Source organism: Pseudoalteromonas shioyasakiensis, from assembly GCF_024518675.1.
Lineage (GTDB): Bacteria > Pseudomonadota > Gammaproteobacteria > Enterobacterales > Alteromonadaceae > Pseudoalteromonas > Pseudoalteromonas shioyasakiensis_B.
Genome location: NZ_JANIGL010000005.1, coordinates 1 through 15,223, shown reverse-complemented (window position 1 = coordinate 15,223; position 15,223 = coordinate 1). Strand labels below are relative to the sequence as shown.

Sequence of the window (15,223 nt, the reverse complement as noted above, 5' to 3'; positions counted from 1 at the left end):
GGCTATTTTTGGTCGGAGTGAATTTTGGTTATACAGTGTCCCTTTAAAGAAATGCGTTCTTATCTTACTGAAATAGAACAGCGGTTTGGCTTGCAGCAGTGGGCTGAGCAGCAAGAGGGCTTTGCGCTGCATTATGATGATCAAGGACTCAGTTTACGTAAAATTGATGAGCCAAAGCTCGGCGCAATTACGGTGGACTTTGTCACTGGCGCCGCGGCACATAGACGAAAGTTTGGGGGTGGCAAAGGCCAATCAATAGCCAAAGCCGTCGGCTTAAATAAAGGCGCGACGCCGGTCGTTTTAGATGCTACAGCAGGCCTCGGGCGTGATGGCTTTGTATTGGCATCACTGGGTTGTAAAGTGATATTACATGAGCGCCACCCAGTTGTTGCTGCATTATTATATGATGGTTTGCAACGAGCGTATGATGATATTGAAATAGGCCCTTGGATGCGTGAAAACATGAGCCTAGTATTTGGCTCTAGCCACACTTTACTGTCTCAGTGTGTCAGTACGCCGGATGTGGTTTATCTTGATCCTATGTTTCCTCATCGTGAAAAGTCAGCGTTGGTTAAAAAAGAAATGCGGGTATTTCAAGAGTTAGTAGGGGCTGATACTGACGCAGATGATTTACTCGATTTTGCCTACCCACTTGCGAGTAAGCGTGTAGTAGTTAAGCGCCCCGATTATGCGCCATTTTTAAATGATAAAACTCCCAGTATGCAAATAAAAACCAAGAAAAACCGTTTTGATGTCTATGTTAAAGCAGCAATGATCTAGTTCTTTAGTGTTGAAAACTGGGGTTTTACAGGCCATATGTAGTAACTTCATGTTGGTTTTCATTAAACCGTCACAAATAGTTAATATTCTACGCGCGCAGTTAATCGAGGAAATTTTTTATGCGCGTGTCATCATTTACTAGGCTATTGGCTATTTTACTTGCCTTAGCCAGTTTACTCTTAGGCTCGACCTTATTTTGGGCCAGTCAAACCTTAGTCAAACTTGAACAACAAGATCAATCGTACAATCAATTAAAAAACAAGATATTGGTCAACCTTGAAGGACTACTTGAAGATTACTTAGCAAAAGGTGATAGCCTTTATTTAGGTATGGCGTCAGAGCTTATTCAAGAGGTTCAAGAAACAGATCTGAATATTTTACCTAATAATCTAAAACAACAACTAAACGTTTTACTCACTCAATTAGATACCGATATAAACGGTAAGTATCGTGCCCTTGGTAAACTCTCGGGTAACGAGACAGCGTTACTTGATAATGCTTTACGACAAATGGCCGGCTCTGCATCATCTTTGATTAAATATGCAAATACAGCGCAGTCACAGGGTAATTTTGATCAACAGTATTATGCTTTAGCTAATGATTACTACAGCGAAGTGACTTCTTTATCACTTTTTACCTACCAGCTTATTATTGGTTTTGATCAAGATACACAAGATAGTTTGATGCAAACTGTTGCAAATTTAAACCGCTTAGCACAGCAGATTGATGCCTTAGATAACTTGGGCGTTATGAGTGAAATTGATGAAGATGAGTTGTTTTTTGGTGGCGAAGCTGAAGACTTAGCAGATGAAATCAAAGCTGAGTTAAGCAGTTGGCCCAATCGTTACCCACGTGATCTCGCTAATACCATAGAACAAGCACAGCAGCGACAAGTTGGTATAGAAAGCCTGCGTGAACAGATTACCCTATTGTCAGATACTGTGATCAATGCCGAGCAACAGTTAAGAACAGAGCAAGCTACAGTTAAAGAGCAAGTACTTATGGTATTTGCTGTCGCGATAAGCATGTTAGTTATTTTAGCTATTGGTGTTTATATAGTTCAGCGCAATCAGGTTCTTAATCCGCTACGCCAGCTACGCGATGGCTTTGCATTTCTTATCGAAAGTAACGAGCTTAAAAATATTGAAAGTAAAAACCCTAAAACCGAGGTGGGAGAAATTGCTGCGTATTTTAATCAGCTAATTGAGCGGCAACGTGACGAGGCTGACGAACGTGCACAAATGCTAAAAGTGATAAATGACTTTATGCAGGAAATGAGTGAGCATTTACAAATGATTAGTCAACAAGCTAACGGCAGTCATCAACAAGTTGAGCAAAATCAAATCCTATTACACGATATTCAACAAATAGGTGAGCAAGTTAATAATATTAATAGTCAGGTTGCTGATAATGCAAAGCAAACATATGCCGCTATGGAGCAAAGTTTAGGCTTTGCAGAGAATATGTTAAGTGCCAGCTCCCATACTCAGCAACGTGTAGATGGTGGTCTTAAAAGCTTAAAAGAATTACTCAGTGGCGTACAAGATGTAGGTCAAGTGATAGAAGTTATTCGTACTATTGCTGAGCAAACCAATTTATTAGCGCTAAATGCTGCGATTGAGTCAGCACGAGCAGGTGAGCATGGTCGAGGGTTTGCTGTTGTTGCAGATGAAGTACGAAAGCTTGCACGGCAAACACAAGGATCATTGAGTGATATAAATGATCAGCTTAACCTATTAAGTGAAAACTCGAGTATGGTATCGACGCAAATATCGGCCCTTGCTGATGATGCGCAGTTACAAACTGAGAATGCACAAGACCTAAAACGAAACTCTGAAGGGGTAGCAAGTAATGCCCAAGATGCTAACAAAGTCGCGTTTGATGCTATGGAGTTAGCTAAGCAACAAAATGAACTGCTAGAAAATTTTAGTCAATCAATGCAGAACATGAAAGGGCAGGTGAGTGAATCAAGTAACTTAGTGGAAGACATTCATCAGCGATTACAGCAACAAATGCAAACTATTCGTGGAAGCTTAGGCTTATGAATATAGGGCAGTTACACTGCCCTGGGTAATTTTTGTTGGCTTGTGTTGAGTTATTACGCACAGCCGACAAACTTACATCATAGTATCTTTTAAATACTGAAACAGTTCTTTATAGCTTCGAGCTGGCTTTTCGGCTTTGACTTCTTTTGCAGCATTTCTTACCAGTTGACGCATTTTTTGACGCTCAAGCGTTGGGTACTGCTCAATGGTTTCATTGATGAGATCATCGCCTTGTTCAATCAAATCACTGCGAAGTTGTTCGATCTTTTTGATCATTACTTCAGCTTGATTATTCTTATTAAGCATAATGTCGATGATTGCTTTGATTTCTTCAATATTCTCAACAGTACGCAGTGTTTTAGCTATATAGTTTAAGTGACGGCGATATGCATCACTCTTGTTGCTAATTTTATCAGCTACGACCATCGCTTCTTTTAAATCATCATTTAGAGGTAAACGCTCGCGCTGTTTTTTCCCCATTTTAGCAATATCAGAACCTAACTGATGAAACTCTTGCGCATCACGCTTAAGCTCACTTTTCGATACGTAAATAATTTCTTCTTCAATTTCAGCAGGGTTGCCTTTTTTCTTCGCCATGGGGTGCTCATATAAGATCGTTAACTGCGGTCATTATACGTGATTCTTTTAATGATTAATATTAGCTGATGCAATGCACTGGGTGTGTTAGCATTTAAACTATATTGTAAGTGTTACCCGCTCAGGACCTATAACATGAAAAGCCAACAGCAAGATCCTATTTATACGCAAATTTCTCAAGTAAAAGATGCCGTAGCAGAAGTGTTAGAACATGCTAAAAAACTTGGCGCGACTGGTGCAGAAGCAGCCATGTCGAGCACGTCAGGTTTATCAGTTAGTACTCGTATGGGAGAAGTAGAAACCATTGAGTTTAACCAAGATGGTGGCTTAGGTATCAGTGTTTATGTCGGCAATCATAAAGGTTCGGCTTCTACAGCCGATCTTAATCCCAAAACATTACGCACAGTAGTAGAGAAAGCGATTGATATCGCCAAGTTTACCTCAGATGATCCACACAATGGGGTGGCAGATAAAGAATTATTAGAATTTGCCCCACTTGATTTAGATTTGTATCACCCGTGGGATGTCACGCCTGAGCAAGGTGTTGAACTGTGCCATGCTGCAGAGCAAGCCGCATTAAACGCCGATGAACGTATTGTTAATTCGGACGGAGCAAGCTTTTCATCTCACCAAGGCTTGCGCGTGTATGGCAACAGCCACGGCTTAATAGCGGGTTACCCGCGTACTCGCCATAGCATCAGTACTATGGTTATTGGTAAAGATGGCGAGCAAATGCAGCGTGACTCAGCTTACACAGTGTCACGTGAACAAGGCGGATTAAAAGACGCTGCTGCAGTAGGGTTAGAAGCTGCAAGCGAAACCTTAGCTAAATTAAATAGTCAAAAGCTAGGCACTATGAAAGTGCCAGTTATTTTTAGAGCTGATATCGCTAATTCATTATTTAGTCATTTAGTGTCTGCAATTGGTGGTGGCGCGTTATATCGTAAGTCGAGCTTTTTAATGGATAGTTTAGGCACGCAAGTATTTAGTAATATTGTAAATATTTCTGAGCGTCCACATATTTTAAAAGGTTTAGCATCTACCCCCTTTGATAGTGAAGGAGTTAAAACTGTTGATCGCGAAATTATTCAAGGTGGTGAGCTACAGACATATTTGTTAGCCAGCTATGCTGCTCGCAAAATGAATATGACACCGACAGGACATGCTGGTGGCATTCACAATTGGTTAGTAGAACAAACCCATCAAGATTTATCAGAAATTCTAAAAAACATGGGCACGGGCTTATTAGTAACTGAGTTAATGGGACAAGGTGTGAATACGGTAACGGGCGATTACTCCCGTGGTGCAGCTGGTTTTTGGGTTGAAAACGGCGAGATTCAATATCCTGTTAGCGAAATAACCATCGCAGGCAAACTGCAAGATATGTTTAAAGCAATTGTCGGTTTAGGGGGCGATATAGAGCGCCGTGGCGGAATTCAAACTGGCTCCGTGCTCATTGAAGAAATGCAAGTAGCGGGTAGTTAGTAATAGGTTCTATTGTATATTTTACTTTCGTCAGTTGCCTTACTCATGCTAAGAGCAGCTGACTTATTTCAACTAAGCATGTTGTAATTTAATCAACCGTATTGGTATTTATTCTGAGCAATACATTCATTGTGCGCTTACTATTTAAGCAGTTAGTTTGTTGATTGTTAAAATAAAGCTTTTTGCTAGTGACAAGCCAGTAAAAACTTTTTATACTGCAACCCGCTTTAATCGCTTAGGTGGTTAAACGCTTCAAAAATTTAGCCTGCTAAACAGGTAATAATATAAATGGCCCCTTAGCTCAGTTGGTTAGAGCACACGACTCATAATCGTTAGGTCCGCAGTTCAAGTCTGCGAGGGGCCACCACTTTTCAAAGCTTCCCAAGTAAATACCTACTAACAAAGTCTGTTTTTATTTTTCACGGAACGGTGGCGGATCGGATTTTGGCAAATTAAATTTGCGCGAATGAAGCTAATCCCCTGATTTATCGTTTAGCGCTTTTCTTTTTATGGACTACAGAAAGTACAATTTAGGTACTGATACCTACCTTTTAAAAGTTTACCGTTTGCTGCCATTCGTCAGCCTTGCGCCTAGGGACTGAAATAATTCGACCTCAGTGGTTGCCTTGATAGGCTCATAATCGCCTTGCATTTCATTATGGACTTTGATCGCTGCGATTGCTGCTGTAGCGTTTAAGATGCCTTTTTCTTCATCAATCCTTATAGACTCATCAATTATTTTTTCTAGCGTCTTTAGCTTTTCAAGCTTTGACATAACAAAGGCTTCATCAGTCATTTTTTGATGTGCTTTGATAGCTTTTGCAATGTTAGGTTTTATTAGGTTTTCAGAGCCGATAACTTTCGCTGTTTTTTCACTATAACCCGCGCTAATAGCTGCCTTTGTAGCGTTGCCGCCATTTAGCAAATAAGCCTTAACAAAAGCGTCTTGTTTAAGTGATAGCTTGCACGTCATAGCTTGGCCTTACATTAAATGGATTTACTGTAGCATTGTAACAGGCGGGGCTTTCAATTATGAATGTTCACTTTTTATAGTCGGGAAATTGCACTGCTTTTGCGTGACTTCCGAAATATCTAAAGGCACGTGAATGTGTCGTTATAAACATTAGATATTGATAGGACGGGTTATCAGTTAAAATAAAAGTAACATAGCAGGCTTAAGGTTTTAGCCTGCTTGTGTTGTAGTCTTTAGTTTGAGTGTTTTTATATCCCTTGCCTCGGCCTTTTGCTAAATAAGATAACCAATACAAAGCTTCAAACCTTTTTTCTGGTGAGTCAACATAGATATAACTCCTACGATTTTTAGAATAAAAGCCGCCCATATCTTCCCATACCTGCTTGGCAATTTTACAAACATAGTGCGATGTTTTCACTAAGTCACCATCAAGCCATAATGCAACATGGTAATGCTGTGCTTTGGCGTTTTCTTGCTCTCTTACCCAGCAATAACCTATTTCAGTAATACCATAATGCGCGGCAATGCGTGTTGCCAATCGCTTTCTAAACAGTGTCATTCGTTTGTTATCTGCGGTCGGTTCGTATTGGTGCAACTCGATCATAACAAATATTTGCCGTTTCCATTTATCTAAACCTAAATCAAATTGTTCAAATGACTTTTTAAGCATAAAAGGGTAACATCCTGAGCCAGCAGCATTGACTTTTATTAACTCACCTCTATGCAAGACGGTATTAGATTTTGATATATGCTTCCTGCCAGTTGTGTTTTTACGCTTACCCCTTTGCATAAACTCTTAACAACCTTCAAGACGATAATATATACGACCGTCTGAAATTGCACTACCCAATAACAAGGCGCAAATTGATAATACTGGGTTTAAGGCAATAACCAGCGGACAAAACCGCCAAGACAAAACCGCCAAATAAAGCCACGGACAAAACCGCCAAATTTTTATAAAGCTAAAAAGTAAGTGAAAATGATAAAGAAAGTGAATATTAAGCATGGATAAGTTACTCTTAATTAGCTGGTGGATCGGTCTCCAAACTTACCCACCAGCTGTGGTTATTGGTCTTAGTTCGTATAGTGTCTAGCTATGCGTTCTAGGACTTTTCAAGTAACTTATTAAGCTTTGTTATTTGCTCCTGTGTCATTGCTGATTTATCAAACCAGTACCTACTTATTCTGTCATGCTCTATGCCAAATGAGTCTGTGGCTTTTTCTCTTTTATCTTTAATTTTAAAGCCTTGGTCTTTTAGGTCTAATATGCGTGCAGCGAGACTGCAAACACCCTCTGGCTCAGCTTCATAGCGGTTAATAGAGCCGTAGTTACTCATATATCTAGCTACGATCATTTGTTGGTTGTACGTTGATAAGGCATGTTTTTTCATAATTAAGCCCCCTTACCAGTTAATAGGGCTTCTACAGCATCGGCAGGCCATAATAAGCGCCCTGATGGTAGTTTTATTGGTTTAATGCCGTAATAGCTACCCGTTTTAGATAGGCGGGTTCTTATAGTGTTCGCTTTACCATGAATAGTTATCGCAAACTGCTCTGTTGTAAAACTTTTTAGGGGGGTTGGTGTATGTTTAGGCATAAATAAAGATCTCATTCTATATATTGAGATCTCATATTAATTGCGAAAGTGGTTTAAAAAAAGTAAATATAATCAATATCATAGGGGGAAAGGTAGGGGGTTTCCCCCTAGTTATCGTCAGGCATATTCTTCAATTCCAAGTCTAGCATCTGCAATTCCGCTGCACGCTTCCATGGATCAATAAGTATCTCAGGTGTATTGATTTCATAGAATTCCTTAATTTCTTGTCTAAAACATTCAATACTTTTATTTGTGTGATACTTCTGTAGTTCCTGCTTAGCATAGTCATCACTTCTAATTATTTTTCCATCTTGAAATGCGACCGTATTTCCAATGTATTTTTCGGGCTTATCCCAAAAATCTTTTTCTGAAATTATCTCCTCAGTCCAATTCAAAACAAAAGTTTTAAGCCAGTCATTTATGTAACCTTTGATCGTATCACTAGATTTATTTAAAATTTTTCCTGTAGTATCGAAAGCTTTTGTTTTTTTTACATTTGAGCCAAGGTAAAAATGGACTAGTTCTACAGCTTGCTTCCTTATCTCATGCGTGGAGTTTGGACGGTGGCTAAGTTTAGGTAGTTTGTCGTTTAACATTTCTAAAAAAAGCCTACCAATAAAAGGCGATTGCATCACATCAGGATCAAGGTGTATAAGTTTTGTTAGTGGTACTGAGTCCCTATTTCTTCTATAGTCGTCGACTAAATCTTGTATATGTTCATCATTGAAATAATCCATCATTCTACCTCAACTATTTTTAACATTGGCCCTTTGAGTTCAGGGATCGCTATATCTGCCTGTTCTAAAATCCAAGCCTCTAAAGTGGTGTGCCACTTCCTTAGTAAATCCAGTGGTCTTTGTTTATAGTGCTTTTCAGCGGTAGCACTAGGCTTGTGCCCCATTATTTGTGCAACAACACCAGTAGGAATTTCTACCCATTCACTTAGGTTTGAAAAGCTGCGCCTTAAACCGTGTAAAGTTAGACCCTCAATACCTGCGGCTAATAGGGCAGGTTCAAGGCTTTTTCTTGGGTCGGTTAGTTTTCCGCTTGAGCCTGTAGGGGTAGAGAAAACCCATTCGTTTCTACGTGGTAAGTTAATCAATAAACTAGCCAAATATGGCGTTAAAGGAATAACCCGTGAACCTGCCTCAGCGCCTTTGCTGGTGGCTTTATCTCGGATAGTCATACTAGACCATTGAAAATCTAATTCCGTCCACTTGAGGCTTGTTAATTCATTTCTTCGCGCACCTGTTAACAATAGGGTTTGCACATAGGCTGAAATAACAGGGTTTTGAATTTGTCTTACATATTTGAAAAAAGCGGGGAGCTGTTCTTTTTGTAGTGTGTCAGTTCGGGATTTGAGCTTTACAACTGTGCTTTTTACATCTTTAGTTTTCAGTTTAGTTATATCAAGTAAACCCGTGTATTTTTCTTGTTCAGTACACCAATTTAAACAGGCAAATAGTAAGCGGTAGGTTTGTGCTGCAACACCTGCGCGAGTTGCATTTTCTTTTTTGAGCCATGCTTCAATTTTTTTTGCGCTCAAGTCTTTTAGTTTTAGCGATATAAGCGGGTATAAACAGCCAGCTTTAGTTAATCGGCCTTTACCCCTAGCCCAAGGCTGATTAGGCTCTTGTATGGCTTTGATGTGGTCTTTGTAGTGCTTTTCACCCCATCGGCCTTTGTTCGCTTCTATATATTCAAGCCAAACTTGTTTTAACTTGATAGTGCCGCGTAATTCTTCTTGTTCTTCGGCTAGTTCTTTTGCTGCCTTTTCTCGTTTAACCTTTGCAGGACTGATATATTCTTTTGCTTTTGTTTGAAACTCTCTTGCGGCTGCTCTGGCTTGGTCAATATCAAACGCATCTACAGGACCAATTACCCCGCGTCTTGTTTTACCATTAATCCAAGCTTGGAAAACATAAGTCTTTTTACCCGATGCAAAAGCGCGAATTGCTAGCCCTTTACAATCATCATCCCATAGAAAGGACTCTTTTTTACCCTCTTCACATTTAAAGCTTGCTACACGTCCAGCGGTAAAATTAACTTTATTAGTGGTACTATTAGCTTTAGCCATTCGAACCCCCTTATGGTTCTTGATGGTTGCCCTAGTAGTGTTGGCGCACTGTTAGGGCTTTTTATTATCCACGGATCGTTCACGGATCGGTTTTAGATAAATATACATCAATATAAAGCAATTCGCTATTTATTAAATATTCTTTTAAAGCCATTAAAAACAAGGGGTTTGAAGTGTTAATCAATACAGGTAAATTGTTTATGAGTTCGACTCATAATCGTTAGGTCCCCAGTTCGAGTCTGGGAGGGGCCACCATTTTCTACAGAATCTAAACAACCTCTAAAATTTACACTTTAATAAATAACTGTGTTTATTTATATGTAAAGCTGACTCCGTTGTTTGTAATGTTTAGTTGCGTTGACACGAGCTTACAGCTTGAATTTAGCCGCCGAGAGGTGGTACTTGATAAATGAAGCTATGCTGGGTATTAAAGAGGTTCCCGCACAGTTAAAATAACCATGCAGGAATAGGTTGTATTACTTACTGTGCTGGTACTTCAGTTTGTTGTGGTAATGCGAGTGATAGCAGAGCGGCCAAGGCGATAAATGCACTTGAAATCCACAAGCATGCTTCAAGTCCGTATTGTTGATACACCCAGCCAGATAGCACAGTACCAATTAATCGACCCATGGCGTTGGCCATATAGTAAAAACCTACATCTAACGATACGCCATCGCTGTCTGCAAGACTGACAATTAAATAACTATGCAACGATGAGTTAATAGCAAACACAGCGCCAAATATAAGTAAGCCTACAATAATCGATGCCTGAATATAAAAGTCATAGTGTAAGGCTAGGGCGATAAGTGCTGGTAATATTGTTAAATAACTAGCCCATAAAAACGCGCTGCGGCCACTAGGCACTTGACCTGATTTTTTCCCGGTAAAAGAGGGGGCAAATGATTGCACTATGCCATAACCTATTACCCAGCTTGCCATAAAGCTGCCAACCCACCAGTGATCCCAATCAAATGTAGCGGCTAAAAATACCGGTAAGGCGACGACAAACCATACATCTCTAGCGCCGAATAAAAACATCCGTGCAGCTGACAGTACGTTTATAGCTTTACTTTTTGAAAATAACTCACTGAATTTGGCTTTATTTTTAGCTTTACCTAAATCTTCTTTTAGAGCAAATATGCTAAATAACCATACGGCTGTTAACATGCAAATCATACTCAGTATTGCGCCGTGGAACTCTAGTAAAGTGAGCAGGAGGCCACCTAAAAAGAAACCAACACCTTTGAGAGCATTTTTAGATCCAGTTAATATCGCCACCCATTTATAGAGTTGGCCTTGCGCATCTTTCGGCACTAACAGCTTAATGGCGCTTTTAGCGCTCATTTTATTGAGATCTTTTGCGATCCCAGACAGTGCCTGTGCAGCCATAACATAAATAACGGTGAGGGCATCAACAGGTACCATGAGCATGGCTAAGGAAACTATTTGTAAGCCTAAGCCAATGTTCATGGTTTTATTGAGACCGAATCGAGCACCCAGCCACCCGCCTACTAAATTGGTGATCACACCAAAAATTTCATAAAATAAAAACAACATGGCAATGCTGAGCGGACTGTAGCCAAGCTGGTAGAAATACAGCACGACAAGCATACGTAGGGCACCATCAGTAAGCGTAAATGCCCAATAGTTGCCTGTAATGATTAGGTATTGTTTTATTTGTGGTGGCAGTGCTTTTAATCGATCCACGGTTTACTATTCCTTATCGACTAGGCCAACTTTGCGCATAAGCTCTGCAGTTCGGTTCGCATAGCCCCACTCATTGTCATACCACACATAGAGTTTTACTTGAGTGTCGTTGATCACCATAGTTGAAAGGGCATCAATAACACTTGAACGAGGATCGGTTTTGTAATCGATAGATACAAGCGGTCGCTCTTCATAACCCATAATGTCTTTAAGTTCGTTAGCAGCAGCGTCTTTTAGTAGTTTATTTACTTCATCAATCGTTGTGCCACGTTCAAGCTCAAATACACAGTCAGTGATAGAGGCATTGGTCAGTGGGACGCGAATGGCATGACCGTTCAATTTACCTTTTAATTCAGGGAATATATGTGTAATGGCAGTCGCTGATCCTGTGGTGGTTGGAATCAAACTAGTGCCACATGAACGGGCGCGACGTAAGTCTTTATGAGGGGCATCAATAATTGTTTGTGTATTAGTGATATCGTGAATGGTCGTGATTGAACCATGTTTGATACCGATTTTTTCATGAATCACTTTAACGACAGGTGCCAAGCAGTTGGTTGTACATGAAGCAGCAGTAACAATAGAGTGAGTCTCTTTATTATAAAGGTGATCGTTGACACCCATAACAATGTTTAAAACGCCTTCTTCTTTTACCGGAGCTGTCACAACAACCCGCTTTACACCTTGATCAAGGTAAGCTTGCAGTAATGCTTTAGTTTTGAGCTTGCCTGAAGCTTCAATAACCACATCGCATTGTGACCAATCAGTGTCTTGTGTTTTAGTATTTTGGCTAAAACCAATTTCTTTACCGTTTATAATAATGGCATTGTCGTTATGGCTTGCTTCGTGATGCCACTTGCCGTGTACTGAATCAAATGTCATTAAATGAGCGAATGTTTCAGCGTTACCAGCAGGGTCATTAATGTGGACGATTTCTACATCATCCCAATCGAAAGCTGCCCGCATTGATAAACGGCCCATACGGCCAAAACCGTTAATACCTACTTTAATTGTCATTGTTTATTCCTTAATGCTGATTATAACTGCGAATTAAAATAATTAAGTTGAAGCGTATTTCTTAGTGCTTTTGGTCTTATTGTTTGTACCTGCCGAACGATTTTGTCACTTGGCCAACCATACGTAAGTAAGATGAGTGCTATTACCAGGCCAGTTCGACCTGTGCCACCTTTACAATGTACGGCAATGGTTGCTTTATTATTGATTGCTTCAATAATTGTATCTTTATATTGACTCCATTGACCCTCAAACTCTTGGTCAGGGGCTTCATCGTCTAATATAGGTAGTTGTAACCAAGTGATATCATGTTCAGCACATAAGTTTGGAAGTTGTTGTATATTATTTTGGGCAATTTCATGGTCATACATTAATGTTAGTACCATGCTGGTATTGGCTTGTTTAAGCGTAAGCACTGACTCTTCTAAAGATGCTTGTTTAGTACCAGGGCAGGGCGTAAAAATAAGCTTTGCGCCATTATCTAAAGTTAATGTGTCAAATGGGTGAAGTTGCATGGCTAATTCCTTTTATTTGAACCAATGTTGAGTTCGATTAATAATCGCAACGAGTGAAAGCATCACGGGTACTTCTACTAATACCCCCACAACTGTTGCAAGGGCTGCACCTGAGTGTAAGCCAAACAGTGAAATAGCCACAGCGACTGCGAGTTCAAAAAAGTTCGAAGTACCAATTAAGCAAGAAGGTGCAGCTATTTTTTGTGGCAACTTCATCCAAATAGCGGCCGCGTATGCAATTATAAAAATGCCATAGGTTTGAATGATTAACGGAATAGCAATTAGCACAATTGTTTGTGGCTCTGTCAGGATTGTTTTAGCTTGAAAGCCAAATAATAAAACCACAGTTGCAATTAAACCAACTATTGACCATGGTTTTAACTTAGCTAAAAACTGCTCAAGGGCTTGTTCGTCTTTGCCTTTATTTAATGCCTTACGGGTGAGTACCCCGGCGGTTAACGGTAGCAAAACATATAAAACCACTGAAATAAGTAAGGTTTCCCATGGCACTTGAATATCACTCACCCCTAATAGCAAAGCAGAGATAGGGGCAAAGGCAAAAATCATAATGACATCGTTTACAGAAACTTGAATAAGTGTGTAGTTGGCATCGCCCTTCGTTAATTGTGACCATACAAATACCATAGCAGTACAAGGCGCTACACCAAGTAAGATCATGCCTGCTATATATTCTTGTGCTGATTGTGCATCAACTAAATCTGCAAATATAAAGTTAAAGAATAACCAGCCTAAAGCGGCCATAGTAAAAGGTTTGATTAGCCAGTTTATTATGAGTGTCAGTAATAACCCCTTTGGATTCTTACCAACATCTTTAATTGATGAAAAATCAATTTGCGCCATCATCGGAAAGATCATAACCCAAATGAACACAGCTACTGCAATATTAACGTGAGCGACTTCAAAATCAGCAATCATTTGAAAAGCATCAGGCTGCCACTGGCCAAGGAAAACACCGGTAATAATGGCTAACCCAACCCACAGTGATAGATAACGTTCAAAAATTCCCATTTTTTTCTCCTATATTTAGCGGCAAAAGTCAGTTTTGCTTGGGCGGTTAGACATGTTTGCAAGGTTATCTAAATTTTTAGCTATCAGCGGCAGGTTATTTTCGGTGGTTTCACTGATGACTTTTTTGACCCATATAGGAAGTTCTGGATTAATTTTATAAAAAACCCATTGGCCATGCTTTCTATCTGTGATTATGCCTGCTCGCTTTAATACTGCTAAATTACGCGACACTTTTGGTTGGCTGTCCTCTTGTAAAGCTTCCATTAATTCACACACACACAATTCACCATGATAATTAGTTAACATGAGTGTTTTTAAGCGAATGTCATCTGTAAGGCACTTATAAAAAGAAATAGGATCAATTGTAATATCATCCAGTTCGGATATTTGTTCATCAATCCGTTGAGCTGATGCTGTACTGCTGCTAGATTGGTTTTTTGTTTCTAATAAAAGAAACATCGACAAGCGATTATTTAGTTCACTTAGTGTAATAGAGAAAGGGTTATTGCAATTACGTTCTTTAGGATCAGGGAAGTCCCAAGCAAGTTGTGCTTTTGCACCAGGAAAGTTTCGACACTCTTGACTCGCTTTATCACAGAGGGTTATGACGAAATCGAATTCCTGCTCAGCAAACTCCTCTACACTTTTAGATTTTAGTTTATCTACAGTTAAACCAAAGTTTTTAAGTGCGTCTAGTGTGCGCGCGTCTATTTCTTCAGGTAACGTACCCGCACTTGAAATATCAAATTGATCGCCCGCTTTGTGGCGAAGAAGTGCTTCAGCCATTTGTGAACGAGCAGAATTACCAGTACACAGAAATAAAACTGAACGCTTAGTTGAAGTTTGATTACTCATAAATCACACCGTGGATTGAATATGTAATAAATTGTATATTCGTTTTTGTGCATGTGCAAGTGTGATGTACATATTTAATTTTGAAGTTTTGTTTATTCAGAGTGAATTTGCTACAGAATAAAAGTTAACTTGGTTTTATTGGTTGTGTATAGGTTAGTTTTAGTGCGTTTTTACTTCGTTCGTTTGAAAATCATACCAAATGCTATTTAATTACATAAAACTTTAAAAAACGCTTGCGTAAAAATCTGTTCTCCCTATAATGCGACCCCACTGAGACGGCAGAGCAGGCAACGCTTAGCGGGGCATAAGCTACTCAGAGTGTTAAGTAAAACTTGAGTTTAGATTTTTTAGAAAGTTTAAAATTAAGTGTTGACAAAAAAATAGGAAAGCGTAACATGCGCAGCCCTAGCGAGATAAAGCAAGCGCTTTAATCGCAACGTTCTTTAACAATATAAAGCAATCATCTGTGTGGGCACTCGTACAGATTGAGTTCTAACAGCCAAGCTACTTCGTTCTTTATTGAGCAAGTAACGAGGCAAAAAATTTAGA

At 39.6% G+C, this 15,223-nt stretch carries 15 protein-coding genes and 1 tRNA gene; 4 read left to right on the top strand and 12 right to left on the bottom strand.

The features are described 5' to 3' along the window. The first annotated feature begins 24 nt into the window (after nucleotides 1-24). Together NQT69_RS14090 and NQT69_RS14085 are read left to right on the top strand one after the other, a co-directional pair. Nucleotides 25-780 carry a class I SAM-dependent methyltransferase gene (locus NQT69_RS14090; protein WP_256828333.1) on the top strand — a complete coding sequence of 252 codons (756 nt, stop codon included), beginning with the start codon at nucleotides 25-27 and terminating at the stop codon, nucleotides 778-780. 119 nt (nucleotides 781-899) lie between these two features. Then, entirely contained in the window at nucleotides 900-2,825 is a 1,926-nt protein-coding gene (locus tag NQT69_RS14085) for a methyl-accepting chemotaxis protein (RefSeq protein WP_256828332.1), read from the top strand. 72 nt (nucleotides 2,826-2,897) lie between these two features. On the opposite strand, the gene yjgA is transcribed toward NQT69_RS14085, so the two are convergent. Beyond that, entirely contained in the window at nucleotides 2,898-3,422 is a 525-nt protein-coding gene (gene yjgA, locus NQT69_RS14080) for a ribosome biogenesis factor YjgA (RefSeq protein WP_256828331.1), read from the bottom strand. Nucleotides 3,423-3,557: 135 nt separating this feature from the next. On the opposite strand from yjgA, the gene pmbA reads away from it, so the two are divergent. Both pmbA and NQT69_RS14070 read left to right on the top strand, forming a co-directional pair. Further along, on the top strand, nucleotides 3,558-4,907 hold the full coding sequence (gene pmbA / locus NQT69_RS14075; RefSeq protein WP_256828330.1) for a metalloprotease PmbA: 1,350 nt from the start codon (nucleotides 3,558-3,560) through the stop codon (nucleotides 4,905-4,907). A gap of 290 nt (nucleotides 4,908-5,197) precedes the next feature. Then, a tRNA-Ile gene (locus NQT69_RS14070) sits at nucleotides 5,198-5,274 on the top strand. A 192-nt stretch (nucleotides 5,275-5,466) separates the two neighbouring features. Here NQT69_RS14070 and NQT69_RS14065 read toward each other — a convergent pair. The 11 genes from NQT69_RS14065 to NQT69_RS14015 all read right to left on the bottom strand — a co-directional run bounded on the left by NQT69_RS14065 (nucleotide 5,467) and on the right by NQT69_RS14015 (nucleotide 14,674). Next, nucleotides 5,467-5,880 carry a terminase small subunit gene (locus NQT69_RS14065; RefSeq protein ID WP_256828329.1) on the bottom strand — a complete coding sequence of 138 codons (414 nt, stop codon included), beginning with the start codon at nucleotides 5,878-5,880 and terminating at the stop codon, nucleotides 5,467-5,469. Nucleotides 5,881-6,082: 202 nt separating this feature from the next. Further along, nucleotides 6,083-6,550 (bottom strand): YagK/YfjJ domain-containing protein, encoded by a 468-nt coding sequence (locus NQT69_RS14060; protein ID WP_256828328.1) that lies wholly within the window; start codon nucleotides 6,548-6,550, stop codon nucleotides 6,083-6,085. 433 nt (nucleotides 6,551-6,983) lie between these two features. Then, the gene (locus NQT69_RS14055; RefSeq protein WP_256828327.1) at nucleotides 6,984-7,271 is read right to left on the bottom strand and encodes a helix-turn-helix domain-containing protein; all 288 of its coding nucleotides are present in this window, start codon (nucleotides 7,269-7,271) and stop codon (nucleotides 6,984-6,986) included. 2 nt (nucleotides 7,272-7,273) lie between these two features. Then, nucleotides 7,274-7,477 carry a hypothetical protein gene (locus tag NQT69_RS14050; protein WP_256828326.1) on the bottom strand — a complete coding sequence of 68 codons (204 nt, stop codon included), beginning with the start codon at nucleotides 7,475-7,477 and terminating at the stop codon, nucleotides 7,274-7,276. 107 nt (nucleotides 7,478-7,584) lie between these two features. After that, nucleotides 7,585-8,217, bottom strand: a complete 633-nt coding sequence (locus NQT69_RS14045; RefSeq protein WP_256828325.1) for a hypothetical protein — start codon at nucleotides 8,215-8,217, stop codon at nucleotides 7,585-7,587. Then, nucleotides 8,214-9,554: a tyrosine-type recombinase/integrase gene (locus NQT69_RS14040; protein ID WP_256828324.1), complete on the bottom strand. Its 1,341-nt coding sequence runs from the start codon at nucleotides 9,552-9,554 to the stop codon at nucleotides 8,214-8,216. The genes NQT69_RS14045 and NQT69_RS14040 overlap by 4 nt, the downstream gene beginning before the upstream one ends. Before the next feature lie 480 nt (nucleotides 9,555-10,034). Then, nucleotides 10,035-11,261: an organoarsenical effux MFS transporter ArsJ gene (gene arsJ, locus NQT69_RS14035; RefSeq protein WP_256828323.1), complete on the bottom strand. Its 1,227-nt coding sequence runs from the start codon at nucleotides 11,259-11,261 to the stop codon at nucleotides 10,035-10,037. A gap of 6 nt (nucleotides 11,262-11,267) precedes the next feature. After that, on the bottom strand, nucleotides 11,268-12,278 hold the full coding sequence (locus NQT69_RS14030; RefSeq protein ID WP_256828322.1) for an ArsJ-associated glyceraldehyde-3-phosphate dehydrogenase: 1,011 nt from the start codon (nucleotides 12,276-12,278) through the stop codon (nucleotides 11,268-11,270). Nucleotides 12,279-12,298: 20 nt separating this feature from the next. Continuing rightward, nucleotides 12,299-12,790 carry a phosphatase domain-containing putative toxin gene (locus NQT69_RS14025; protein WP_256828321.1) on the bottom strand — a complete coding sequence of 164 codons (492 nt, stop codon included), beginning with the start codon at nucleotides 12,788-12,790 and terminating at the stop codon, nucleotides 12,299-12,301. Nucleotides 12,791-12,802: 12 nt separating this feature from the next. After that, nucleotides 12,803-13,819 (bottom strand): ACR3 family arsenite efflux transporter, encoded by a 1,017-nt coding sequence (gene arsB / locus NQT69_RS14020; protein ID WP_256828320.1) that lies wholly within the window; start codon nucleotides 13,817-13,819, stop codon nucleotides 12,803-12,805. 15 nt (nucleotides 13,820-13,834) lie between these two features. After that, nucleotides 13,835-14,674, bottom strand: a complete 840-nt coding sequence (locus NQT69_RS14015; RefSeq protein ID WP_256828319.1) for a metalloregulator ArsR/SmtB family transcription factor — start codon at nucleotides 14,672-14,674, stop codon at nucleotides 13,835-13,837. Between the last annotated feature and the right edge of the window lie 549 nt (nucleotides 14,675-15,223).

Excerpts from the sequence above, each read along its gene's own strand:
- NQT69_RS14085 (WP_256828332.1), top strand. The coding sequence starts at position 900 with ATGCGCGTGTCATCATTTACTAGGCTATTGGCTATTTTACTTGCCTTA.
- yjgA (WP_256828331.1), bottom strand. The coding sequence starts at position 3,422 with ATGGCGAAGAAAAAAGGCAACCCTGCTGAAATTGAAGAAGAAATTATT.
- pmbA (WP_256828330.1), top strand. The coding sequence starts at position 3,558 with ATGAAAAGCCAACAGCAAGATCCTATTTATACGCAAATTTCTCAAGTA.
- NQT69_RS14065 (WP_256828329.1), bottom strand. The coding sequence starts at position 5,880 with ATGACGTGCAAGCTATCACTTAAACAAGACGCTTTTGTTAAGGCTTAT.
- NQT69_RS14060 (WP_256828328.1), bottom strand. The coding sequence starts at position 6,550 with ATGCTTAAAAAGTCATTTGAACAATTTGATTTAGGTTTAGATAAATGG.
- NQT69_RS14055 (WP_256828327.1), bottom strand. The coding sequence starts at position 7,271 with ATGAAAAAACATGCCTTATCAACGTACAACCAACAAATGATCGTAGCT.
- NQT69_RS14050 (WP_256828326.1), bottom strand. The coding sequence starts at position 7,477 with ATGCCTAAACATACACCAACCCCCCTAAAAAGTTTTACAACAGAGCAG.
- NQT69_RS14045 (WP_256828325.1), bottom strand. The coding sequence starts at position 8,217 with ATGATGGATTATTTCAATGATGAACATATACAAGATTTAGTCGACGAC.
- NQT69_RS14040 (WP_256828324.1), bottom strand. The coding sequence starts at position 9,554 with ATGGCTAAAGCTAATAGTACCACTAATAAAGTTAATTTTACCGCTGGA.
- NQT69_RS14030 (WP_256828322.1), bottom strand. The coding sequence starts at position 12,278 with ATGACAATTAAAGTAGGTATTAACGGTTTTGGCCGTATGGGCCGTTTA.
- NQT69_RS14025 (WP_256828321.1), bottom strand. The coding sequence starts at position 12,790 with ATGCAACTTCACCCATTTGACACATTAACTTTAGATAATGGCGCAAAG.
- arsB (WP_256828320.1), bottom strand. The coding sequence starts at position 13,819 with ATGGGAATTTTTGAACGTTATCTATCACTGTGGGTTGGGTTAGCCATT.
- NQT69_RS14015 (WP_256828319.1), bottom strand. The coding sequence starts at position 14,674 with ATGAGTAATCAAACTTCAACTAAGCGTTCAGTTTTATTTCTGTGTACT.